This window comes from Alteromonas sp. AMM-1 (genome assembly GCF_047290655.1).
GTDB classification, from domain to species: domain Bacteria; phylum Pseudomonadota; class Gammaproteobacteria; order Enterobacterales; family Alteromonadaceae; genus Alteromonas; species Alteromonas mangrovi.
In genome coordinates this window covers 1-21,694 of sequence record NZ_JBLBUE010000004.1, presented here as the reverse complement: position 1 = coordinate 21,694, position 21,694 = coordinate 1, and the positions used below count along the sequence as shown (strand labels likewise).

Sequence of the window (21,694 nt, the reverse complement as noted above, 5' to 3'; positions counted from 1 at the left end):
TTTGACGCAACGCCCGAAAACTCGCATAATGCGGCCCCACTGCTAGCCCCTGTCAGGATTTGAGTAATGCTGGATATTGTACTTTATCAACCCGAAATTCCGCCTAACACCGGCAATATTATTCGCCTGTGCGCAAACACAGGTTATGCGCTGCATTTAATTGAACCACTGGGATTTGACTGGGATGATAAGCGTGTGCGTCGTGCAGGATTGGATTACCATGAATTTGCCGACGTAAAACGCTACGCCAATTTCGATACTTACCTTGCGCAGCGCAATCCAAAGCGTGTATTTGCCTGTACCACCAAGGGCAAAGCGTTTCACTCCGACGTACAGTATCAGGCGGGCGATGCTTTGTTATTTGGTCCGGAAACCCGCGGATTACCCGATGACATTATCGAATCGCTACCACCTGCACAACGGGTACGCATTCCCATGTTGCCCAATAGCCGAAGTATGAATTTGTCTAACGCGGTGTCGGTATTCGTATATGAATCCTGGCGTCAGTTTGGATACGAGCAGGCCAGATAGCCTGCGTCGCTTATTCGCTTTTTAACGAACGGCCCAGTAAGGCGAGTGCTGCATCTTTGGGAGACTTGCCTTCGTAAAGTACGGCGTAAATTTGCTCGCAAATAGGCATCTCTACACCTAAGCGCTCTGCCAGTGCCTTAACCTCTTCGGTATTGCGGTAGCCTTCAACGACCTGGCCTATGTCTTTCATGGCTTGCTCAACCGACACGCCTTTACCCAGTGCCAATCCGAAACGGCGATTACGCGACTGGTTATCGGTACAGGTGAGCACTAAATCGCCCAAACCTGCCATGCCCATAAAGGTTTCGGGCTGCGCACCGGCTTTCACACCCAAACGGGATAGTTCGGCTAAACCGCGCGTAATAAGCGCGGTTCTTGCGTTTGCACCAAAGCCAAGGCCATCTGCCAATCCGGCGCCGATAGCAATTACGTTTTTTACCGCGCCACCCAGCTGCACACCAATAAAATCCGGGTTTTTATATACGCGGAAAGACTTAGAACAATGCAGCTTGGCTGCCATATCATCTATAAAGTCATCATCGGTAGACGACAGCGAGATAGCGGTAGGTAATCCGGCTGCCATTTCTTTGGCAAACGTAGGACCAGACAACACCGCCAGCGGATAGTTGTCTCCCAATACATCCTGAGCCACGTCTTTCAGCAACCTGCCGGTGCCGGGTTCAAGCCCTTTAGTGGCCCAGATAATCCGATGTGTGGGTTGCAAGACAGGCGCAATAGCTTCCAGCATGTCCTTAAATGCATGACTGGGCACTACTACCAGAATATCGCGACTGGCGGACACTGCTTCGCGCAAGTCAGCTACTATTTGCAGGCTGTCAGGAAAGGCAATGTCGGGCAGATAGCGTTGATTTTGTCTGCGCTCAGCCATCTCGTCGAGTTGTGAGCTGTCACGCCCCCACAACAACGTTGGCGTGCCATTCCGGGCCAGGCAAATAGCCAGAGCGGAGCCATACGACCCCGCTCCAAGTACCGTTACCGATGCTTGATTCATGCTGAAAAATTAAGCGTCTAACTGCTGAGATGCTTGTTGTGCGTCCTGTGCACGTTTTTGCATGTATGCTGCAAAAATGGCGTCAAAGTTGACTGGTGCCAGGTTCAGAGGAGGGAAGGTGCCACGGTTTACCAGGTTTGAAATGGTTTCGCGTGCGTACGGGAACAAGGTAGTTGGGCAGAATGAACCCAACATGTGTGCTTTGTTCGCCTCTGGCATATCGCCAATCATAAAAATACCCGCCTGCTGCACTTCACACAGGAATGCCGTTTCTTCGCCCATGCTGGCCGTTACTGTTACCGACAGTGTTACTTCGAACAGGTTGCCGTCAAGCTTGTTGGTGGCAGTGTCGATATCCAGCTTGATTTCCGGCTTCCATTCTTTGGTAAAGATGCCTGGCGCATTAGGTGATTCAAAAGAGATGTCTTTTGTGTAAATACGCTGAATGTTGAATTGTGGAGCCTGGCTCTGTGTGCCTGCTGCTGCGTTCTCTTGATTTGTTTGATTTTCGTCAGACATGATATTACCTATGGAATTTATATAATTGTTATAAAGCTATTGGCCAAGCAGTGGATCGAGCTTTTGCTGACGCTCTAGTGCGTGCATGTCATCACAGCCGCCAATGTGTTGCCCGTTAATAAAAATCTGCGGTACTGTGTAACCACCATTTGCACGCTGTATCATTTCGTCACGCAGTTCTGGCTGCGCATCAATGGCGTATTCAATGTACTCTACACCTTTTTGCTGCAGCAGTGCTTTAGCCCGGTGACAATACGGGCAATAGCCCTTGGTGTAAATTTCAACTTTGCTCACAGTGTTACCCCGCTGGGTGATTATTTTGCTACGGGCAGTCCGGCCTGTAACCAGGCATTCATACCACCGCGCAGAACATTCACTTTGGTGAAGCCTGCTTTAGTCATGGCCGCTGCAACGCCGCGGGCACTATTGCCCATTGCGCAAACCACTATAATGGGTGTGTCTTTGTATTTTTCAAGCTTACTGAAGTTACGCTCGCGTAATTCTTCTGCTTTAATTTGACGGGCACTGGTTACATGGCCTGCTTTGTAATCGTTGGCAGAGCGGGTATCCAGTACCACGGCGTCTTCGCGGTTAATGAGTAGCGTCATCTCGTGCACGCTGACTTCCTTAACCGGGGAGATCAGTCCGCTGATATAGCTGAACACCAACATACCCACTAATGCCAGCCAAATGCCGGCCAGCATAAAGTTGTTGCCAGCGAATTCGATGATTTGATCCATTACGTCTTCCCAATGCATCGGTTTTCAAAAAAGAGAGCAAAGTATATAGAAAAAACCAACAGAAGCTAGGGCAGGGCCAGAACTGGTGCTTCAAAAATAGTCGATGCGGGGTGTTTTTAATCGTTTAACAGCGGTTGCTTCGCTGAAATTGATTGGCCCGGGCAATGATGTTTGCTTGTCTGAATTATCCGCAGTAAGTTTAATCGGAAAAAACTATACAAAGGATTTGCTGAATTTTTGACTTATTCGCTTCAATCCCTTGTAAGGTTTGGTAATATAGCAACCAAGCCTCACCCTACGGAACGTTACAACGCGTCTTAACGAGCCAAAGCGATCAAACAAGAGTACCTGTGAGTACCCAATATACCCCTTTGGTAACACGTATCGCCTGAGCAGGATAGCCTGCCCGGAGGCACAGAATTTTGATAGGAGAACTCATGACTGAATCCAAGAAAACACTGGCGTTAATTGTACTCGACGGCTGGGGTTATCGTGAAGATCCAGAAAATAACGCCATTCTGGCTGCTAATACGCCGAATCTGGATGCGTTGTTTGCAGACTACCCAAGTACATTGATCAGTGGCTCGGGTTTGGATGTTGGCTTGCCCGACGGACAAATGGGTAACTCCGAAGTAGGTCACGTTAACCTGGGTGCAGGTCGCGTGGTGTATCAGGACTTTACCAAAATCACCAAATCTATTGCGGATGGGGAATTTGAGCATAACCCTGCACTTACCAAAGCAGTGGACGATGCCGTAAGCAAAGGCAAAGCGGTGCATATCATGGGCCTGATGTCGCCAGGCGGCGTACACAGCCACGAAGATCATATTTTTGCTGCAGCGAAAATGGCTGTAAGCCGCGGCGCGACTAAAGTGTACTTACACGCATTTTTGGATGGTCGTGACACGCCGCCTCAAAGTGCACAGGCGTCACTGGAAAAGGCCGACGCCGTGTTTAAAGAACTGGGTGTAGGTAAAACAGCCACCATCATTGGTCGTTACTTTGCAATGGACCGTGACAAGCGTTGGGACCGGGTACAAAAAGCGTATGATTTGATTACCCAAGGCAAAGGCGAAGCGCAAGCTGCCAGTGCGGTAGAAGGCCTTAAAGCATCGTATGCAGCAGGTAAGAATGACGAATTTGTACCGCCCACTGTGATTGGTGACAGCGTCGCCATGGAAGATGGCGACACCCTGTTGTTCATGAACTTCCGTGCTGACCGCGCACGTCAGTTGAGCCAGGTATTCCTGGATGCGGATTTTAATGGATTCAAAAAAGCCGTTGTGCCTGAGTTGTCAGCATTTGTAATGCTGACAGAATATTCAGCCGATCTGAAAGCGCCGGTAGCTTACCCACCAGAAAAACTGGTTAATGTGCTTGGCGAGTGGTTGGCTAAAAACAACAAAACTCAACTGCGTATCTCTGAAACTGAAAAATACGCCCACGTTACGTTCTTCTTCAGCGGTGGCGTAGAAAAAGAATACGACGGCGAAGAGCGAATTTTGATTCCCTCTCCAGATGTGGCTACTTATGACTTGCAGCCAGAAATGAACTCAGAAAAGCTCACGGATGAACTCACCGGCGCCATTGAGTCAGGCAAGTTCGACGTGATCATCTGTAACTATCCAAACGGCGACATGGTAGGTCACACAGGTGACTTTAATGCCGCGGTGAAAGCTTGTGAGGCGGTTGACCGCTCAATTGGCCGCGTAATTGAGTCTCTGAAGAAAGTAGGTGGCGAATGTTTGATCACTGCTGACCACGGCAATGCTGAGCAAATGGTGGATAAATCTACTGGCCAGGCTCACACTGCTCACACCAGTGAACCGGTTCCTTTCATATACTTTGGCCGTGATGCACAGCCGAGAAAGGGTGGCACACTGAGTGACGTTGCCCCTACCATGCTGCATTTGATGGGCATGGAACAACCAAAAGAAATGACCGGTAAAACCATCATGACACTGAAGTCGTAACTTCAGGTTATGTTTTTAGCAGCAGGCAATATGCGGTTAAGGGCCACTATCCGAGCGGTAGTGGCTTGCTGCATGTTGCTGCTGTTATCTGGCGTAGCACACGCTCAGCAGACTGACGACGCAGAAAAAGAACTGGCGGCGCTGCAGGCCGAATTAAAGGCAAGGCAACAGGCGCTGGTGAACAGTAAGGCGTCTGCTGATGAACTGCAAACTGTGCTGGCAGAGTCTGAAAAGCAAATTGGTAGCGTGGCGGGCAAGCTTAATGCTACACGCAAGGCGCTTGCGGAAAACAAGCAACAGCAGGCTGTGTTGAGCACTCGCAGAGATGAATTACGCCAGGCGATTGCTCAGCAGCAAACCATGCTGGCAGGGCAGTTAAAAAGTGCCTTTATTGCAGGGCACTATGATTATGCCAAAATGATTTTTTATCAGCAGGATGCGGCTAAATTCGAGCGTATCATCACTTACTACAAATATTTGAATCAGGCCAGACAGGCCAATATTAGTGAATTCACTTCTACGGTAAATGAACTGGAATCGGTGACGGCGTCATTGCAAGTAAAAGCCGACGAGTTAACGCAACTGCAAGCAGATCAGCAAAAACAACAGAATGAGCTGGTGGCGCGTCAGCAGGACAGGCAGCAAACCCTGCAACAACTGAACAATAAAATCGCCAGTGAAGAGTCGCATATAGCCCAGTTACGCGAAGCCGAACAGGCGTTAATGGAAGCCATTGAGCGGGCTGAGCGAATGAGCCAGATCCCTCAGGAGCTCACGGGTTTAACGTCAGACAAAGGCCGGTTACTGCAACCTGCCGATGGTACCGTGAGAAAGCTGTTTGGCAAACGCCGTCAGGGGCAGGTGCGCTGGAAAGGCATAATGATAGATGGTCGCGAAGGCAGCGCAGTGAAGGCGATTGCCCACGGACGCGTAATATATGCAGACTGGTTGCGCGGGTTTGGACTGGTCACCATTATTGAACATGGCGATGGTTTTATGAGCGTATACGGACACAATCAGGCGTTATTGCGCCAGGCCGGAGAATCAGTTGCGCAAGGCGAAACCGTTGCCTTGCTGGGTCAAAGTGGTGGCCAGAGTTCGCCCAACCTGTATTTCGAAATCCGTCATAAAGGCAAAGCCGTCAATCCCGCCGACTGGCTGGATATATAGGCCCATTCGGCACGTCACCACCTTGTATAAAATCCTTTCTTGGTGATGATAGTTCAGGCTGGTATGCTTGGCGCACAACAATAATACAACAGTGCGTGTAAGGTTAGTGACAAGTAAGCAGTGGTTTATTCAGATGTGTTGCCTTGCCGGTTTACTTTTAGGAGTAAGCTTTAATAGCAATGCTGCGCCAAACAACAAAGCTACTATTTACGTGATCATCGACGATATCGGTTATCGTCATACCGATGATCAGGCCCTTGTATTACCCAACGAAGTGACGCTCTCTATTTTACCGCATACCCCACTTGCAGAGGCGTTGGCTAATAAAGCCCATGGGCAGTCCCGCGAAGTGATGCTGCATTTACCCATGGCTGCCTATTCCGACAAAACACTCGGGCCCGGTGCGATTACGCCGCAAATGGTACCCGAAGAAATCAGCTATACATTTGCAAACGCGATAAACTCAGTACCCTTCGCGATTGGGGTTAACAATCATATGGGCAGTGAGTTAACCGCCTCAGAAGAAGCGATGACACTCGTTATGCAACAAATAAAGCAACGGAATTTGTTTTTTGTTGATAGCCGTACCACACCCAATTCAGTGGCGCAGGAGGTTGCGCAGCAACAGCATGTGCCGAATGCTCGCCGACATGTGTTTTTAGATCATGAATTAACCGAAGATTTCATGCAGTCTCAATGGCAGCGGCTGATTCGTTTGGCAAAACACAATGGGCAGGCCATCGCTATTGCTCATCCACACCCTGAATCAATCGCATTCTTACTTCAGAAATTGGGTAATCTCGACACTGAACACATTGAACTGCGCCCTATCAGCCATTATTTTCGGCAGGGGAGTTCGCAAGCGCTGTTTACAGCAGAGGGTGCAGTATTGCCTGCTACTCCGATCGCCCCGCGTTAGCATGCTCGCCCTAGACTAGGCTTGTGGTGTTTACCACACAGGTAAGCATAAAAAACGGCTAATTACGCAGAGTAATCAGCCGTTTTTCAATTAAGGTGGGCACCAATGCGAGGCAGTTATTACCACCTCGTGTCCACAATCTGCATTACATGGTGTAGTTAACACCCATAAAGAATGTCCGTCCGCGCGGGCCAACCGGCCAGGCTTCCTGAGTGGCGAATGGTGATTCGTCAGTGATGTTATTTACGCCACCAAATACGGTGAACGTTTCATCCAACTGGTAGCTGGCGTTAAAGTCGTGGATAAGTGTGCTGCCGAAGAAACCGCCGCCCTCGCCGAACAAAATAGCCTGACCATTAAGACCAAGCGAGTTCTCAACTTCCTGATAAGCCTGACGGCTTTGGTAAGTTGTTTGCAGTGCCATACTCAGCTCATTGCGCGTCCAGCTAAACTCAACATTGGCTGCAGTTTTAGGCGTTTGAATCTCTTCCAAATCAATATCCACATCAGTTGGATCGGTTGGATTGTAGTAACGATTCAGGGTTTTCTGGCGTGTGCCAACCACGCTGATGCCAAACTCGTTTTCATCAATGTTGAACGTGTAGTTAGCTGAGAAATCAATCCCTTCTGCTTCAACCCGGGCGAAGTTAATTTCACCCGTTGTGAGGAAGTTTAAGCCGCCATCAGCACGACGTGAAATCTGTCCGCAATAACCGATAGCCGGGTAATTTGTTGAATCGTAGCAGCCGTTTAATACATCAGCCGGACCAACAGCAGAAATCGCATCCTCAATTTCTACATTCCAGTAATCAAGCGTAACGGTAAAGCCTTCGAGGAAACTGGGGCGGAATACGGTTCCAATGGTGTAGGTTGATGCTGTCTCTACGTCCAGATCCGGATTACCACCAGATGTACCGGAGAAACGGGCGGTTAACGGGTTAGTCCAGATATAATTGCCATCGGCATCCTGGATATCCGCTAAATCAACACCTACCGCTTGCAGTGCGGCCACACAGTTAGCCTGACGTACTGAACTACCTGCATCAATGTTTGCCGGATCGCACGGATCATTGTCCAGGTTGATGGTAATGGGCAATTGTGGGTCAAATAACTCAGTAATGTTCGGTGCCCGTACTGCTTCGGAAACGGTACCGCGGAAGTTCAGTTCTTCTATTGGGCTATAAGAGAAGCCCAGTTTCCAGGTGGTGGCGTTACCCAGTGTTGAGTAGTCAGCTACGCGCACGGCACCGTCAACGGTAAATTCGTAGGCGTATTCTCTGTCCTGGAAGATGGGTAAACGCACTTCAACAAAGGCGTCCAGTACATCGTATTTACCCGAAGTATTAAATTGTTGAACGTTATCGATACCGGTGAGGAAGTTCAGCCAGGGAGACACTTCACTAACGAGTTGTCCGGCTGTGTAGGATGTCCCTTCCGGAAGAATACCCAGCGCCGCAGGATCCAGGCGGTTGTCACTCGATTCCTCGCGATATTCCAAACCCGTTGCGTAGCCCAGTGCACCATCTAATACACTGTCTAACAGTTTATCAAACTGACCAACGGCGGTTAACGTAACTACGGTTTGCTTAATCGTTAGTTCGTCTTTCATGCGGTTAGAGATAAAGGCTTTGGCCTCGTCGCTCAATGCATCTGTACCAAACGGATTTAACGGGGCACACTGGCCATCACCAGGGGTAAAGGTGTAATAGCGGTCGCTGTAGAAGTCGCCATTTGCATAGTTCACGTTATAAGCGAAGTAGTCAATTTCATAGGCAGCAGTAGGGTCGATATCTGAGCGACATACTGGCGTGCCGTCTGGGCCCGTAACGGCATCCATGGCGGCAAATACGCGGTCGATATACTGCTCAGTGTATCGGGTGGTATTAGAAAATTCGCCGTGATTGAACGCGAGTTCCAGACTGTGATCGTAAGAGTAATCCCAGGTAAAACCGCCTACAAATCGCTTGGTTTCACGTACGTAATTGGTGTCATCGTCATCCCATGCGATGGCGTCCTGAGTGATCAACAAGCCACCAGTCTGATCAACTACGGGCAGTAACTGTTCAGGGATGTAAGGGTTGTCAGGTAAAATGAACAACGTATCGTAGTAAGAGTCGTATTCTGCATAGTAATTGGTTTCTGCTCTTACGTACTTGGCTTCAAAAAACGCGTTTAATTCGTCGTTGATTTGGTAGTTACCGTTTAAGTTAACAATAAACTTATCGGTGTTTGGCATCAGGGTGTCGTTGTCGAAATTGAACTTCGCACCGTCGCCACCACTACTTAATAAACCGTTGTAAATCGGACCATCGCTATTTACGCGCACGGTTCCGTCTGGATTGGTTAACCAGCAACCTGCCAGGTAACCCGTTTGTCCACCCAGCGATTCCTGACAGTCGGCGATGCCGTTGTTGTTAATATCAACATAGGTGACATCACGGCCGCCAAAAGTAGGGGCAATTGAGCCTTCATTAGATGTTAACCAGTAACGCACATCACTTGCCAGCATACGCTGCGTTTCACCGCTTGGATTTGGCACAATTGAAGACAGTCCGTTATTACGTGACCATGAGCGATCGCCATGCAGCAATTCTTCTTCTTTTTCGTACGACAGGGTAAATACTACGTTACCTTTGCCATCGTCGAAATTTTTACCATACAAACTGTCTACAGCAAACGAACCACCGCCCGATTCCTCAGGTAAGGCGCCAGTGGCGTTGATTTGGAAACCTTCGTAGTCATCTTTCAGGATGAAGTTAACAACACCGGTTACCGCGTCAGCACCGTACACGGCAGACGCACCACCGGTGGTTACTTCAACACGCTCAACCAGTGCCCTTGGGATAGTCCCAATATCAACAGCAGAGGTACCGCGGAAACCCGCAACGTGGCGGCGGCCATTAACCAGTGTCAGGGTTCTCTCTGCACCCAATCCACGCAGGTTCAGTGAGTTTGCACCGGTGTCGTTATTTTCGGCCGTTGAAGACGAAATTAATGCAGGAATATCATTCACGATATCAGCCAGGTTTAGCTCACCCGATAGCGCAATGTCTTTGCTATCAACTGACTGAACCGGTACCGACGAGATCACGTTGGGATCGGTAGGGATTCGTGAACCGGTAATGTTAATCACTTCTACCGACTTTAATGCTTCTTCTGTTTCCTGTGCCAGTGAACTGGCGGAATAGCCTAATCCCAGCGCGGTTGCGATACACAGGGATATCGCAGAGCGCTTCTTGTCGTGAAGTGTATTGAATGTGCTCATTGTGGTTTCCTCAGACTGTTCTGATGTTTTTATTTTTGCAAACGTTGTCAAAAGCATACTTTATACCATGTGCAACGAGCCTTTAACGGCGTGTGCTGCAAGGGGTAATGTCAATGCAACCTGACAATTGGCTCCATAGGAGTGCAGGATTGCACCAAGATAGGGAGTTGAGTGTATTATAGAGGGTTATCGCGTATACACAATTTGCAGACTGGTTTTAGGTTTGCTTTAGCGCAAGTGATTCACTTAAATATGCAGGGTCAAGGCTGTCCTGCAACACCTGAAGTTCTCCGGCTAAATTTACCCAACCACACACACCGTTGCGATTAATAGGCTGGCGCACCTGCTCACTACTAGCGGTGTGAATGGCTCGGCTGGTGGTGTGAAAAGATAAACACTGTGGTTCGAATTCGAGACCCATGTAGTTCAGGACACGTGTAATCTGGGTCGTTGGGTCGTCGATGAGTGATTCATAATGTATCCGAATAACTTTGCCTGGCAATACGCTATCCCAGTGCGCCATCATACTGCGGTAATGGTTATATACCGTGCCTATGTGGTTAAGGTTGTAGCTAAAATCCACACCAGAGTGAAAATACTGTTTAAACAGGCTGAGTCCGCAATCCATGGGGTTGCGCACAACATCAATAATGATCGCTTTGGGGAGTATTTTGTGGATCAGACCTATCAGACGAAAGTTAAAAGGCTGTTTATCGGTAAAAAAGCGCATATTCTGATGCCGGAATACTGCGCTTTCTTTCAGATAGATATTGCCAAAATCCGTTAGTTCTTTTGCCGAAAGTTTGCTGAGCGTGTCTCCAAGTTTGGCGTGATAGTGCGTTTGTGAGTGACGGTTGGCACGCTGCTCAACATGTAACAACGTGGGTTGCTCCATCGTACCTTCTATGTGGCTATGACAAGCCAGCATCTGTTCAACAAGCGTAGAACCCGAGCGCGGTAAACCCACAATAAATACAGGCGTTGGGTGCGAGTTTAACGCTTCCGCCTGTTCATAAAGAGCACTGGCGCAGTATTGGTGTTTGATGTTTGCTAAATCCTGTTGAATCCCCTCAACAACGTGGGGGTTGGTTACCTTTAACGCATTGGCAGCCGCGTAGTGTTTAAAGCTCGCCTGAGTGTTGCCTTTGGCGTCACATAAGCGGGCATAAGCGAAGCTTGCCATACACTTTACTTCAGCAGAAACAGGGCGGTTTAACAGGGATTCAAGTTGATGCTTTTGGGCTTCAGTGAACACGTAATCTTTGAAATCGGCCAGAGCAAGCCAGGCTTCGGCATTGTTTGGGTTTATTGTCAGACTGGATGTAAGGCAGTGAATGCTTTCATCCCGTCTCCCCAATACTCTTAAAGCCTGGCCTTTTAACAAAGCCAATTGGCTGGATTCATCCGATTGATTATCTACATACTTCGCCGCAATCTCACAGAAGTGAAGAAATTCGTCATACTGGCCGTATTTAAATAGCAGTCCCAGCAAGCGCCACAGATTCTCAAAACACTCATCCAGTTGCACCAACACCTTACTTGCAGCAATAGCGTTTGAGTATTGCCCGGATTTGGCATAACCATCGGCAAGTAATCGTCTCAGCGTAATGTTGGCAGGCTGTAGTGGCACTTCCGGTGTCAAGATGGCTATTGCGACTTCTGGTTGCCCGGCCGACAACGCCAGGCTTGCCAGCGTAAACAGGGCCTTGCAATGATGCGGTACGTCCTCCAGCATAGCCCGGGCAATGCCGGTTGCCTCTTCGATGCGTTGATGCTGCATACACTGCTGGATGCGTTGGAAGTGCGAAGCCAATGGGTCAACACTGTCGGCATGTCTGGCTATTTGCACTGCTTCTTTTACATAACCAGTCTCGAATAAACAACGGCTGAATAAAAGCCAGGCCTGATAGTACCCTGGGGATTGTTGAACAAGCGGATATAACAGTTTAATTGCGTCGGCCGGTTTTCCCTCATTTGCCAGATCCACAGCCTGTTCATAACGTATCTGAAATGGTGATTGTGGCATACAGACAATCTCAGGCGGTATGGGAAATGGGAGGTTGAAGAGCCTAGCAGTAAACATGGTGGGCATCAAGTCGGTGGCACAGCGTATTAGGAGCAGCGTATTAAAGGTTCAGCATATTGAAGCAGTTAGCCGGCGAATTGCATTTTTGACTTGATAAAAAACAGCTTTGTTATATTATAACATCCGTTCGTAACACTAAGGCTTGATATGCAGTCACCCATCGACAATCCAACTATTCTCGACCGGCTAGGGATCTGGATCTCTGGTTTGTGTGCGTTGCATTGTCTGGCTATTCCGGTACTTCCTTTACTGGCATCCAGCGTATTTGGTGAAGTATGGTTTGAACGCACCATTCTTAGCTTGTCTATTCTGATTGGCAGCGTTGCACTGATTGTTGGTGCAATTCGTTACCATGGTCAGGTTTACCCTCTGTTACTGCTATTAAGTGGTGGCGCGATTTACTGGTTCAAAAATATGTTTGGTGAAGCCGGTGAGCCATTCACTATCGCTGTGGGAGCCATGCTCATTATTGTGGGACACTGGCTTAACATGCGTTTGTGCAGAAAATGCCGTTGTTGCCATGGCAAGATTGGCGGCCAGCATTTGGCCGATAGTAATTAACCCAGTGTGTTAACCGCAATATCGGGTACGTTGGTAAAAATACCATCAACACCCCAATCAGCCAGCATAACCATATCCTGCGGATGATCCACGGTATACACAAGTACCTTTAAGCCGGCTTGTTTGGCTTCCCGAACATAATTTTCGTCAACCACATCAAGCGCCATGTGCAGTGAGTAAGCACTGAGATCCTCAGCAAATCCTAAACCGCTCTGTGGATACGTTGCGGTAAGTGCACCAATTTTTACCCCGGACCAGGCCTGCTGAATACTGCGAAGCCAGCGATGGTTAAACGACGAGATAATGATATTTTCCACGGGAAAACCGGATTGCCGGATACCTTGTTGCACCGTTGCTATCCAGCTTTCTGTGCAATATAAATGCTTAATTTCAATATTGAACAGGGCGGTGTGTGGCAGCAAACGGAATACATCCTGTAGCAATGGAATGCGCTCGCCATTGCCTGCATCCAGGCTCATCAAATAGGGCAGAGTCTGGCAGGTTACCAAGCCTGTTCCATTCGTTGTGCGGTTTAACCACCGGTCGTGAATAACCACGATTTGACCGTCAACCTGATAGGTGTCCAGCTCAATGCCGTGTGCGTGTTGAGCGAAGGCCAGAGAGAACGCGGCCAGGGTATTTTCCGGCGCGGCTTTGCTGGCACCGCGATGCCCAAGTATCCACATACATTAACTCTTTTTGGATGCCACTGACTTATGGGTGTTTACTGTTTCATAAATCGAGGCAGAGGTCACCAACAATCCACCAATCAGTGTATTCCACCCCGGACTTTCATTTAGTAATACAATCGCAAATGCAACACCGTAAAAGGGTTGCATACAGGCGATGAGTGAGAAGGTTTTTGCACGCAAGTGGGCAAGGCTGCTGGCTACCATTGCATGAGGTAGCGCTGTGAAAAATGTACCCAGGGCTAACAATAGTAGCCAAACATTCATGTCGGCATGTAGTAGTGACGCGCCGCTGAAAGGTAATATGCACAGCGCAATAACCAGCGTTTGCCAGGCCATGGCCTTGGCGCCACTGTAGTGTGAAAAGTACTTGCGATGTGACAGGTTGCGGATGGCATATAACACCGCAGAGGCAATCCCTAATCCCACCCCAAGCGTGATGTCATTTTTCAGCGAAATTTCCGGCACAATCAATACTATTCCCAGCACCACGACAAGTGTACTTAACACATCCTGCCACACCAGGCGTGTACGCTCGAAAAAAGGCTCTAACAGTACGGTGATCACCGGAAACGTAAACATGGCAATCATGCCTACCGATACCCCGGCATGTTGCATGGAGGCAAAATAGGTGATCCAGTGCACCGCCATTAACAGTCCCAGGCCAATAGCTATGCTGTAGTCGCGACGGCGTTCAAGCGCCAGTCCCTCTTTGCCAATGAACACTACGCAACACAATGCAACGCAGGCAAACAGGCTGCGGCCCAGCGTGATGTCGGTAGCCGAAAGCGGAATAATATTTGAAAAGAGCCCTGTACCCCCAAGCAGAATTACGGCGATATGCAGGGAGATCAGGCTCTTTTTAACGGGTTCCATGAATTAATCTGGTTGGGTTTGCGTGTCCGCAGAAATAGCGAAAGTGGCAAAAGGCGTACCCAAACGGGTAACTTGTTCGGTAGCCAAATCAGCAAAGTCTACTTTGTCGGCTTCGAAGCACACAACAATAGTTGAGCCTAATTTGAACTGGCCCATTTCTTCGCCTTTGCCAATGGTAATCGCGCCTTCACCTTCGGTGTCATATCGCCAGTGCGTTACGTGTTTACCGGCGGGTGGCGTCACTGTACCAGCCCACACTGTGTCGATGCTGGCTACAATGGTTGCCCCTACCAACACAATGGCCATTTTGCCTACAGGCGTATCAAACAGGGTAACTACACGTTCATTGCGGGCAAATAAACCGGGCACATTTTCGGCCGTTAGCGGATTTACGGAGAACAATTCGCCTGGTACATATACCATGTCTGTGAGTGTGCCCTCGATAGGCATATGGATTCGATGGTAGTCTCTGGGCGAAAGGTAGATAGTGGCAAATTTACCGCCTTTGAAATGTGCGGCTAAATCCGGATTGCCACCTAACAGTGCACTCAGTGTGAACTTGTGGCCTTTAGCCTGAATAAGGTCTTCACCCACAATATCGCCGAACTGACTAACGGTGCCGTCTACTGCGTGGCAAAGCCCGTTTTCACTGTCGTCGATGGGGCGTACGCCGGGTTTTAACGGCCGGGTAAAGAAGGCGTTAAACGTGCGGTAATCCTCTGGCTGAGAATACATGGCTTCATCCATGTTGACCTTAAACTGCTTTACAAACAGCTTGATAAGCCACGTGGTCAGTGAGCCGGCTTCGGCAGCGGCAAGCTTACCTACCAAACGTGAAATAGGGTGTTTGGGTAAAATGTACTGTACGTTAACTTTAAACCAATCCAGCAAAAGGGATCTCCTTACTTATTCTGTGGTGTCTGCCTGAACCCTTCTGGGAATACTCAGATATACGACCCTGTTATGCAGCGCATTGTACCGGATCCCGTGGCTAAACATAGCAATTTACGGTTATGGTTCATGAGGGTTTGATATAAGACGGCCGTTGTTCGTCCATTGCAGCAATAATTTTGTGATAATTTTCGTAGCGCTGAGGGGCTATTTCTCCGTCTTCCACTGCCTGACGGATGATGCAGCCGGGGTCATTCAGGTGTTTACAATCGCGGAATTTACAGCCACCCAAATAGTCGCGGAACTCTTTAAAACCCCATGTGATCCGCTCTTGCGGCAAATGCCATAGTGCGAATTCCCGTACACCGGGCGAGTCGATCAAATCGCCGCCAGTGGGAATGGGCAATAATTTGGCTGCGGTGGTGGTGTGTTGCCCAAGCCCGGAGTTTTCCGAAATTTCGCCAACCAGCTCATCCGCATCGGGCAGTACCTGATTAATGATACTGGATTTGCCCACGCCCGACTGGCCAACGAATACACTGGTTTTATCGCGCAGTGTGTCGTGCAGGGTATCGATACCTTCACCGCTTTTACAACTGGTGTAAAGAAAGCGGTAGCCAAGCTTTGTATAGATTTTTAGCGAAGTCTCTACGGACTCGCGTTCTTCGGGGCTTAATAACTCAACTTTATTCAGCACCAAAAGGGGGGCAATACCGGTGTCCTCACAAGCTACCAGATAACGGTCGATAATATTCAGGGATAAGTCTGGCTTAACCGACGAAACAACGATGATTTGGTCTATATTGGCGGCGATGGGCTTTACGCCATCGTAAAAGTCAGGCCGGGTTAACACTGAGCGACGGTCTTGCACCAGCTCAATAACGCCACCGAGGTTTTCATCTGGCACTTCCGAGCGCGCAAATAGTACATTGTCGCCGCATACCACCGACGCTATGGTTCGACGTATGTGACAACGCACAATCTCGCCGGCGTGGTCCTGAACGTCTGCCTGTTTACCAAATCGCCCGACCACGCGACCCGCTATTAACGAAGATAAATCCGGAGAAGATTTTGCCTGTCGGCGAGCTAGTCGCTTTTCGCGATTTGCTGCTACCTGACGTTGTTGTCGCTGGGATAATTTGGGTTTCTTGGCCACGCCGCTCTCTTTTATTGCGTTTTAAGCTGTGCATGATACCTTTTGTGCACTTTATGTGTCACCACTTCAACGCAAATAGGTGTGCTTCATGACTACTTCCGCTGTATTTTCGCCAGATAATCTGGTTTGGATCGATATGGAAATGACCGGCCTTGATCCAGAGACCTGCGTGGTTCTGGAAATAGCAACCATTGTAACGGACTCGCAGTTAAATATTTTGGCCGAAGGGCCTGTGATTGCGGTTCATCAGCCCGATGCCGTGCTGGATGGCATGGATGATTGGTGTACCCGTGTGCATGGTGAGAGTGGATTAACTCAGCGTTGTCGCGAAAGCCAGGTAGATGAGTCGAGCGCAGCAAAACAGACCATTGCGTTTCTGGAACAATATGTACCGGCGGGTAAATCACCGCTATGCGGTAACACGATAGGCCAGGATCGCCGCTTCATGGTGAAGTACATGGCAGAGTTGGAAGCGTACTTCCATTATAGAAGCATTGATGTGAGTACAATAAAAGAGCTGGTTCGTCGGTGGCAGCCAACCGCGCTGGAAGGTTTCACTAAGAAAGGAACGCACCAGGCACTGGATGATATTCGCGAATCCATTGCGGAATTACAGTTCTACAGACAAAAAGTGTTTAGTATTTAAGCAGTCAGTGCGCAGATTACAAAAAAATTGAAAATAGGTATTGCGTTAGATAAATAATTTTGTAAAATGCGCACCACTTCAAACGAAGTACCACTCTTAAGCGGGAATAGCTCAGTTGGTAGAGCACAACCTTGCCAAGGTTGGGGTCGCGAGTTCGAGTCTCGTTTCCCGCTCCAATTTCTCTTCAGAAATTATAAAAAATCCAAACACAGAAAGTCATAGCGATTCGCGACCCCAAGGGGCCAGCGACAACGTGCATGTCGTTCAGCGATTAGCAGTTTATATCAGATTTTGCTTTCTTAATTTCTAAGCCATTGAACCAGAAAACATAACCAGTTCTGAACCGCTACTCATTGTGCTTTCACGCATTCCGCTTGAATAGATGACAAGATCCGACTACTCTTCTGGTTCGACCAGTAAGAGTTAACGATGTATGAAACCAAACCCTCTGCGCGCCTTTGCGCAAAAAGCGAATCAGTATCCTACGTGGTTGCGTCAGCGCTTGTTAACCTGGATGTTCAGGTACAAAGTGAAGCTGGCAGGAACGGCGAAGGTGGATATTCTGGAAACAGACCTGAAACAGGTTACCTTCCGGCAGAAGAACTACAAAAAAGTACAAAATCATATTGGCAGTGTTCACGCAGCCGCAATGGCATTATTGGCTGAATCGGCAACGGGGTTTATTGTGGGAGTGAATCTACCTGGCGATAAGTTACCGTTAATTAAGTCGATGAATTTGCAGTACGTGAAACGTGCTCAGGGTGACATGCTGGCCGTTGCGACACTTACCGATGCACAAATTGCCCAAATGCAGGAGCAGGAAAAAGGGGAGGTTACCGTGCAGGTAAAAGTTACCGATGCACAAGGTATTGAGCCTATTCTGTGCGAAATGATTTGGGCATGGGTGCCCAAAAAACGCTGATTGCTGAAAGCGCTAAAGCGACAAGCTCGCACCAGATAGCCGATAATCCCGCTTAGCCCGCAACTTTACTGCCTGGTTGGACGTGTTCAATCAGCAGTGAAGTTGCCTAATTCTAAATCGTATAACAACGCGCGTTGCCACATTGTTATCATCTCTGCCGAAATATTGAGTCCTTTGGGTCCATGCGAGTCGATCAGCTTGTTTAGCTCCTGAGGCGATGTAACGCCATCAGAGTCAGGTACTGTTGGGGTGAGTGAATTATTAAACAGTCTAGATAGACGCAACGACGATGAATTCCCCAATATCTAACGAACATTTTCTCAAATAAAACATCAAACGAAATGTTTATCCTAATTTAGCATATTTATGGAAATCGAAATTTTTGGGATGAATTGCCTTGAGGGCCAATATCTATGCGGCATTAGACTAAAGTTTACACAATTTCAGTGTTAATTTAATGTGAAAAAATATTTCGTTTTAACGGGTTAAATAGTTAAAATCGAAAGATTCATCCTAATTATTTCCATTATTGGGATATATGTCTCACTTTTATTCAGAAAACTGTTTGATCTTCCTAATTGCTTCGATATAGTCCGCGTACCGTGAATAGGTGATAAACAAATTTTGCCATTTTTCTCGTTCGTCAAACTGTGTTTGTCACTTATTACGGTTAACTATTACGCTGCAACAGGCACAATTATCTAGTAGGAGATAACACCGTGAAGATGATGTCGGGCGCCGCCATGGTGGTGGAAGCGCTAAAAGATGTAGGAGTTACACATGTATTCGGTTACCCAGGCGGTGCCGTTCTTGACATTTATGATGCTTTATTTGCTCAGGATGATGTCAAACATGTCCTCGTACGTCACGAACAGGCCGCTGCACATATGGCAGACGGGTACGCGCGTTCGACCGGCAAGACGGGTACTGTCCTGGTCACGTCTGGCCCAGGGGCAACTAACACCCTGACCGGTATTGCAACAGCGTATATGGATTCTATTCCAATGGTCGTTCTGTCTGGCCAGGTACCGTCTATGCACATTGGTGAAGATGCGTTCCAGGAAACAGACATGGTGGGTTGTTCACGCCCTATCGTGAAGCACAGCTTCCTGGTTAAGCGTGCTGTGGATATTCCAGAAGCCATTGCAAAAGCATACTACATTGCAAACACAGGTCGTCCTGGCCCGGTAGTGGTGGATTTACCAAAAGATATTGTTAACGTAATGGAAGAACACCCCTATGTGTTTCCAAGCAGCGTGGCAATGCGTTCTTACAATCCTACGGTGCGTGGTCACAGTAAGCAGGTTAAGAAAGCCGTTACGGCACTGCAAAAAGCGGAACGTCCTGTACTGTATGTTGGTGGTGGCGCGGTAACAGCTGAAGCGTCGGGTTTGGTAACCAAACTGGCTGAGCTGTTGAATGCACCGGTAACCTGTACCCTGATGGGCCTGGGCGCATTTTCAGGTACGCACCCGCAATTTGTGGGCATGTTAGGCATGCATGGCACAATGGAAGCCAATAAAACCATGCATAACTCGGATTGCATTCTGGCTCTTGGTGCACGATTTGACGATCGCGTAACGAACAACGTTGCGAAATTCTGCCCCCATGCAGAAATTATTCATGTTGATATCGATCCTGCTTCGATTTCAAAAACAGTAAATGCACACATCCCGGTTGTAGGCTCAGTTGACGTAGTTCTGGAGCAAATTCTTGAGTTATTGAATCCTCAGGACTTTGCTGCGCAAACAGAAAAGCTGGCCGACTGGTGGCAGCAAATTGAACAGTGGCGCTCTCGTAAGTGTTTGAATTACGAACAAGGCGACACCGTAATTAAACCACAACGTGTTATTGAAGCATTGTATAAGTACACCGATGGTAAGGCCTATGTGAGTTCAGATGTAGGCCAGCACCAGATGTTTGCTGCGCTTTATTACCCCTATGCCAAACCACGCCAGTGGATCAACTCAGGTGGTCTTGGCACCATGGGCTTTGGTTTACCAGCCGCCATGGGCGTGCAGTTTGCACATCCTGAGGCGACCTCTGTGGTTGTAACAGGAGATGGCAGTATCCAGATGAATATTCAGGAACTGGCTACCTGTTTGCAGTACAACCTGCCTATTAAGATTATTTCACTGAATAACCGTGCTCTGGGTATGGTGCGTCAGTGGCAGGATATGATTTACAAAGGCCGTCACTCTCATTCTTACATGGATTCTCTACCGGATTTCGTGAAACTGGCTGAAGCTTACGGACATGTAGGCATTAAAGTAGATTCACTCGATCAATTAGATGCTGCCATGGAGAAGTGTTTTAGCTTAACCGATCGTCTGGTGTTCATGGATATTGCAGTAGACCAGAATGAACACGTATACCCAATGCAAATTAAGTACGGCGCAATGGACGACATGCGTTTAAGTAAGACGGAGAGAACCTGATGAAAAGAATCATATCTGTATTAATGGAAAACGCCCCAGGTGCTTTGTCGCGAATTGTAGGTGTGTTCTCTCAGCGTGGTTACAACGTTGATTCTTTGTGTGTGGCACCAACAGAAGATGCCAGTTTGTCACGCCTGACTATTATTACCCATGGCGATGATAAAGTAATCGAGCAGATCACCAAGCAGGTAAACAAGCTGGTAGATGTACTTAAAGTGGTTGATTTAACTGAAAACGCACACATAGAGCGTGAAATGATGTTAATCAAAGTGGCAACGCGTACGGAAGCCATTCGCGCTGAAGTAAAACGCAATGCTGATATTTTCCGTGCAAACATACTGGATGTGTCGGTAAGTAATTACACTATTGAAGTAACAGGCACCACCGATAAGCTGGACGCCTTTGCGACTACCATGGCGCAGTGTACCGAGATCATCGAGTCGTCGCGTACCGGTGTATGTGGTTTAGCGCGCGGTGAGCGGGCCTTACGTCCCTAGTACACAGTGACTAATAAAACCAAAAAAGCCCGATTTTATTCGGGCTTTTTTTTGATTAAGCAATGGTTGTTCAAGCCCTTCATTCGTCATTCTTGCATCTCCAAAGCAATCAATATTGGGGCAGAAGTTGTATTGAATTCGATTTGCGCAATTTACCTTTTCTTAATAGCCAGATAGCATGAATTGCTTCTTTAATAATGGATTTTAGATTTGGTTTAAAAAGGACGATATGAAAAAAACAATGTTATCAATGGCGCTGATGGCTGTCGTAGGTTTTCTGTGGCATCTGGCCACAGATGATCCATTAGACACAGAGGCAAGACTATGGATTCAGTATTTTTCAAAAGCTCCAAATCTAAACCAAAATGCTTATTTATCTTTAATTGCACTTGGAAAACAAGGTTCCACCCCCTACGAGGATGCTACTGCAGAATATTTGGCTTCTGTAAGTATGATCCAAAAGGGTCTGTTAGATTATGAAAAACAGCTCAAATATCCAAAAATAGATAGGTTGCCAAATTATGACAATGAAGAAATCTATTGCTCGCTGGAGGAGAAAGGGTGCTTTAGTCAATTACTTGAAAATAAGGATGTAATTACTCAGCAGATGGCTCAATTTGATTCAATATTAAGCCGCTTTTTGGATATATCTACGCTCAGTATATAGAACGTCAACTATCTTGACCGGTCTGGCGTCAATTAACTTGACCGGTTGTCGCTGAGTTATCCTTCCTGTTTTATGGCTGCTTTTCTACGGTAGCTTTCTCCTTGTAATTGAATGATATGTGAGTGATGGACCAGTC

General features: G+C 47.9%; 21 protein-coding genes and 1 tRNA gene. 11 read left to right on the top strand and 11 right to left on the bottom strand.

What is annotated here, in order from left to right; translation table 11 throughout:
* Positions 1 to 66: 66 nt before the first annotated feature.
* The gene (trmL, locus tag ACLR2L_RS01630; protein ID WP_413365135.1) at positions 67 to 531 is read left to right on the top strand and encodes a tRNA (uridine(34)/cytosine(34)/5-carboxymethylaminomethyluridine(34)-2'-O)-methyltransferase TrmL; all 465 of its coding nucleotides are present in this window, start codon (positions 67 to 69) and stop codon (positions 529 to 531) included.
* 10 nt (positions 532 to 541) lie between these two features.
* Here the strand turns inward: trmL and gpsA are convergent, their stop codons facing one another.
* From gpsA to ACLR2L_RS01610, 4 genes are read right to left on the bottom strand one after another with little or no spacing between them, the layout of a single operon-like run.
* Positions 542 to 1,543, bottom strand: coding sequence for an NAD(P)H-dependent glycerol-3-phosphate dehydrogenase (gpsA, locus tag ACLR2L_RS01625; RefSeq protein WP_413365133.1), 1,002 nt, complete (start codon positions 1,541 to 1,543; stop codon positions 542 to 544).
* A gap of 9 nt (positions 1,544 to 1,552) precedes the next feature.
* Positions 1,553 to 2,062 carry a protein-export chaperone SecB gene (gene secB, locus ACLR2L_RS01620; protein WP_140958163.1) on the bottom strand — a complete coding sequence of 170 codons (510 nt, stop codon included), beginning with the start codon at positions 2,060 to 2,062 and terminating at the stop codon, positions 1,553 to 1,555.
* Between the two features lie 36 nt (positions 2,063 to 2,098).
* Positions 2,099 to 2,356 (bottom strand): glutaredoxin 3, encoded by a 258-nt coding sequence (gene grxC, locus ACLR2L_RS01615; protein WP_140958162.1) that lies wholly within the window; start codon positions 2,354 to 2,356, stop codon positions 2,099 to 2,101.
* 20 nt (positions 2,357 to 2,376) lie between these two features.
* Positions 2,377 to 2,802 carry a rhodanese-like domain-containing protein gene (locus ACLR2L_RS01610; RefSeq protein WP_140958161.1) on the bottom strand — a complete coding sequence of 142 codons (426 nt, stop codon included), beginning with the start codon at positions 2,800 to 2,802 and terminating at the stop codon, positions 2,377 to 2,379.
* 437 nt (positions 2,803 to 3,239) lie between these two features.
* Here ACLR2L_RS01610 and gpmM point away from each other — a divergent pair, with 437 nt between their 5' ends.
* The 3 genes from gpmM to ACLR2L_RS01595 all read left to right on the top strand — a co-directional run bounded on the left by gpmM (position 3,240) and on the right by ACLR2L_RS01595 (position 6,864).
* Positions 3,240 to 4,775, top strand: coding sequence for a 2,3-bisphosphoglycerate-independent phosphoglycerate mutase (gene gpmM / locus ACLR2L_RS01605; RefSeq protein ID WP_413365130.1), 1,536 nt, complete (start codon positions 3,240 to 3,242; stop codon positions 4,773 to 4,775).
* 30 nt (positions 4,776 to 4,805) lie between these two features.
* Positions 4,806 to 5,945 carry a murein hydrolase activator EnvC family protein gene (locus ACLR2L_RS01600; protein WP_413365128.1) on the top strand — a complete coding sequence of 380 codons (1,140 nt, stop codon included), beginning with the start codon at positions 4,806 to 4,808 and terminating at the stop codon, positions 5,943 to 5,945.
* A gap of 106 nt (positions 5,946 to 6,051) precedes the next feature.
* Entirely contained in the window at positions 6,052 to 6,864 is an 813-nt protein-coding gene (locus ACLR2L_RS01595; RefSeq protein WP_413365125.1) for a divergent polysaccharide deacetylase family protein, read from the top strand.
* Between the two features lie 145 nt (positions 6,865 to 7,009).
* On the opposite strand, the gene ACLR2L_RS01590 is transcribed toward ACLR2L_RS01595, so the two are convergent.
* Both ACLR2L_RS01590 and ACLR2L_RS01585 read right to left on the bottom strand, forming a co-directional pair.
* The gene (locus ACLR2L_RS01590; RefSeq protein WP_140958157.1) at positions 7,010 to 10,129 is read right to left on the bottom strand and encodes a TonB-dependent receptor domain-containing protein; all 3,120 of its coding nucleotides are present in this window, start codon (positions 10,127 to 10,129) and stop codon (positions 7,010 to 7,012) included.
* 217 nt (positions 10,130 to 10,346) lie between these two features.
* Positions 10,347 to 12,155, bottom strand: a complete 1,809-nt coding sequence (locus ACLR2L_RS01585; RefSeq protein WP_413365122.1) for a sulfotransferase — start codon at positions 12,153 to 12,155, stop codon at positions 10,347 to 10,349.
* Positions 12,156 to 12,362: 207 nt separating this feature from the next.
* Between ACLR2L_RS01585 and ACLR2L_RS01580 the strand changes: the two genes are divergently transcribed.
* Positions 12,363 to 12,776, top strand: a complete 414-nt coding sequence (locus ACLR2L_RS01580; protein WP_140958155.1) for a MerC domain-containing protein — start codon at positions 12,363 to 12,365, stop codon at positions 12,774 to 12,776.
* Here the strand turns inward: ACLR2L_RS01580 and ACLR2L_RS01575 are convergent.
* The 4 genes from ACLR2L_RS01575 to rsgA all read right to left on the bottom strand — a co-directional run bounded on the left by ACLR2L_RS01575 (position 12,773) and on the right by rsgA (position 16,388).
* Positions 12,773 to 13,462 (bottom strand): glycerophosphodiester phosphodiesterase, encoded by a 690-nt coding sequence (locus tag ACLR2L_RS01575; protein ID WP_413365119.1) that lies wholly within the window; start codon positions 13,460 to 13,462, stop codon positions 12,773 to 12,775. The genes ACLR2L_RS01580 and ACLR2L_RS01575 overlap by 4 nt on opposite strands.
* 3 nt (positions 13,463 to 13,465) lie before the next feature.
* Entirely contained in the window at positions 13,466 to 14,341 is an 876-nt protein-coding gene (locus tag ACLR2L_RS01570; protein WP_413365117.1) for a DMT family transporter, read from the bottom strand.
* Between the two features lie 3 nt (positions 14,342 to 14,344).
* Positions 14,345 to 15,232 (bottom strand): archaetidylserine decarboxylase, encoded by an 888-nt coding sequence (gene asd / locus ACLR2L_RS01565; protein WP_413365114.1) that lies wholly within the window; start codon positions 15,230 to 15,232, stop codon positions 14,345 to 14,347.
* A 127-nt stretch (positions 15,233 to 15,359) separates the two neighbouring features.
* Positions 15,360 to 16,388 carry a small ribosomal subunit biogenesis GTPase RsgA gene (rsgA, locus tag ACLR2L_RS01560; protein WP_413365112.1) on the bottom strand — a complete coding sequence of 343 codons (1,029 nt, stop codon included), beginning with the start codon at positions 16,386 to 16,388 and terminating at the stop codon, positions 15,360 to 15,362.
* An 88-nt stretch (positions 16,389 to 16,476) separates the two neighbouring features.
* Here rsgA and orn point away from each other — a divergent pair, with 88 nt between their 5' ends.
* The 3 genes from orn to ACLR2L_RS01545 all read left to right on the top strand — a co-directional run bounded on the left by orn (position 16,477) and on the right by ACLR2L_RS01545 (position 17,956).
* Entirely contained in the window at positions 16,477 to 17,034 is a 558-nt protein-coding gene (gene orn / locus ACLR2L_RS01555; protein ID WP_413365110.1) for an oligoribonuclease, read from the top strand.
* Between the two features lie 100 nt (positions 17,035 to 17,134).
* A tRNA-Gly gene (locus tag ACLR2L_RS01550) sits at positions 17,135 to 17,210 on the top strand.
* Between the two features lie 257 nt (positions 17,211 to 17,467).
* On the top strand, positions 17,468 to 17,956 hold the full coding sequence (locus ACLR2L_RS01545; RefSeq protein ID WP_413365108.1) for a DUF4442 domain-containing protein: 489 nt from the start codon (positions 17,468 to 17,470) through the stop codon (positions 17,954 to 17,956).
* A gap of 86 nt (positions 17,957 to 18,042) precedes the next feature.
* Here the strand turns inward: ACLR2L_RS01545 and ACLR2L_RS01540 are convergent, their stop codons facing one another.
* Complete coding sequence (locus ACLR2L_RS01540; RefSeq protein WP_413365106.1) at positions 18,043 to 18,240, bottom strand: hypothetical protein; 198 nt, start codon at positions 18,238 to 18,240, stop codon at positions 18,043 to 18,045.
* 435 nt (positions 18,241 to 18,675) lie between these two features.
* On the opposite strand from ACLR2L_RS01540, the gene ACLR2L_RS01535 reads away from it, so the two are divergent.
* From ACLR2L_RS01535 to ACLR2L_RS01525, 3 genes are all read left to right on the top strand, one after another.
* Entirely contained in the window at positions 18,676 to 20,394 is a 1,719-nt protein-coding gene (locus ACLR2L_RS01535) for an acetolactate synthase 3 large subunit (protein ID WP_413365104.1), read from the top strand.
* Positions 20,394 to 20,891, top strand: a complete 498-nt coding sequence (ilvN, locus tag ACLR2L_RS01530) for an acetolactate synthase small subunit (RefSeq protein ID WP_140958147.1) — start codon at positions 20,394 to 20,396, stop codon at positions 20,889 to 20,891. The genes ACLR2L_RS01535 and ilvN overlap by 1 nt, the downstream gene beginning before the upstream one ends.
* A 229-nt stretch (positions 20,892 to 21,120) precedes the next feature.
* Complete coding sequence (locus ACLR2L_RS01525) at positions 21,121 to 21,558, top strand: hypothetical protein (RefSeq protein WP_413365101.1); 438 nt, start codon at positions 21,121 to 21,123, stop codon at positions 21,556 to 21,558.
* Positions 21,559 to 21,694: the final 136 nt, after the last annotated feature.

Bases quoted from the DNA above. Each gene is read 5' to 3' on its own strand.
- ACLR2L_RS01590 (WP_140958157.1), bottom strand. From the start codon at position 10,129: ATGAGCACATTCAATACACTTCACGACAAGAAGCGCTCTGCGATATCC.
- ACLR2L_RS01570 (WP_413365117.1), bottom strand. From the start codon at position 14,341: ATGGAACCCGTTAAAAAGAGCCTGATCTCCCTGCATATCGCCGTAATT.
- ACLR2L_RS01580 (WP_140958155.1), top strand. From the start codon at position 12,363: ATGCAGTCACCCATCGACAATCCAACTATTCTCGACCGGCTAGGGATC.
- ACLR2L_RS01575 (WP_413365119.1), bottom strand. From the start codon at position 13,462: ATGTGGATACTTGGGCATCGCGGTGCCAGCAAAGCCGCGCCGGAAAAT.
- ilvN (WP_140958147.1), top strand. From the start codon at position 20,394: ATGAAAAGAATCATATCTGTATTAATGGAAAACGCCCCAGGTGCTTTG.
- orn (WP_413365110.1), top strand. From the start codon at position 16,477: ATGACTACTTCCGCTGTATTTTCGCCAGATAATCTGGTTTGGATCGAT.
- trmL (WP_413365135.1), top strand. From the start codon at position 67: ATGCTGGATATTGTACTTTATCAACCCGAAATTCCGCCTAACACCGGC.
- gpmM (WP_413365130.1), top strand. From the start codon at position 3,240: ATGACTGAATCCAAGAAAACACTGGCGTTAATTGTACTCGACGGCTGG.
- ACLR2L_RS01610 (WP_140958161.1), bottom strand. From the start codon at position 2,802: ATGGATCAAATCATCGAATTCGCTGGCAACAACTTTATGCTGGCCGGC.
- gpsA (WP_413365133.1), bottom strand. From the start codon at position 1,543: ATGAATCAAGCATCGGTAACGGTACTTGGAGCGGGGTCGTATGGCTCC.
- ACLR2L_RS01525 (WP_413365101.1), top strand. From the start codon at position 21,121: ATGAAAAAAACAATGTTATCAATGGCGCTGATGGCTGTCGTAGGTTTT.
- ACLR2L_RS01545 (WP_413365108.1), top strand. From the start codon at position 17,468: ATGAAACCAAACCCTCTGCGCGCCTTTGCGCAAAAAGCGAATCAGTAT.
- ACLR2L_RS01600 (WP_413365128.1), top strand. From the start codon at position 4,806: ATGCGGTTAAGGGCCACTATCCGAGCGGTAGTGGCTTGCTGCATGTTG.
- ACLR2L_RS01585 (WP_413365122.1), bottom strand. From the start codon at position 12,155: ATGCCACAATCACCATTTCAGATACGTTATGAACAGGCTGTGGATCTG.
- secB (WP_140958163.1), bottom strand. From the start codon at position 2,062: ATGTCTGACGAAAATCAAACAAATCAAGAGAACGCAGCAGCAGGCACA.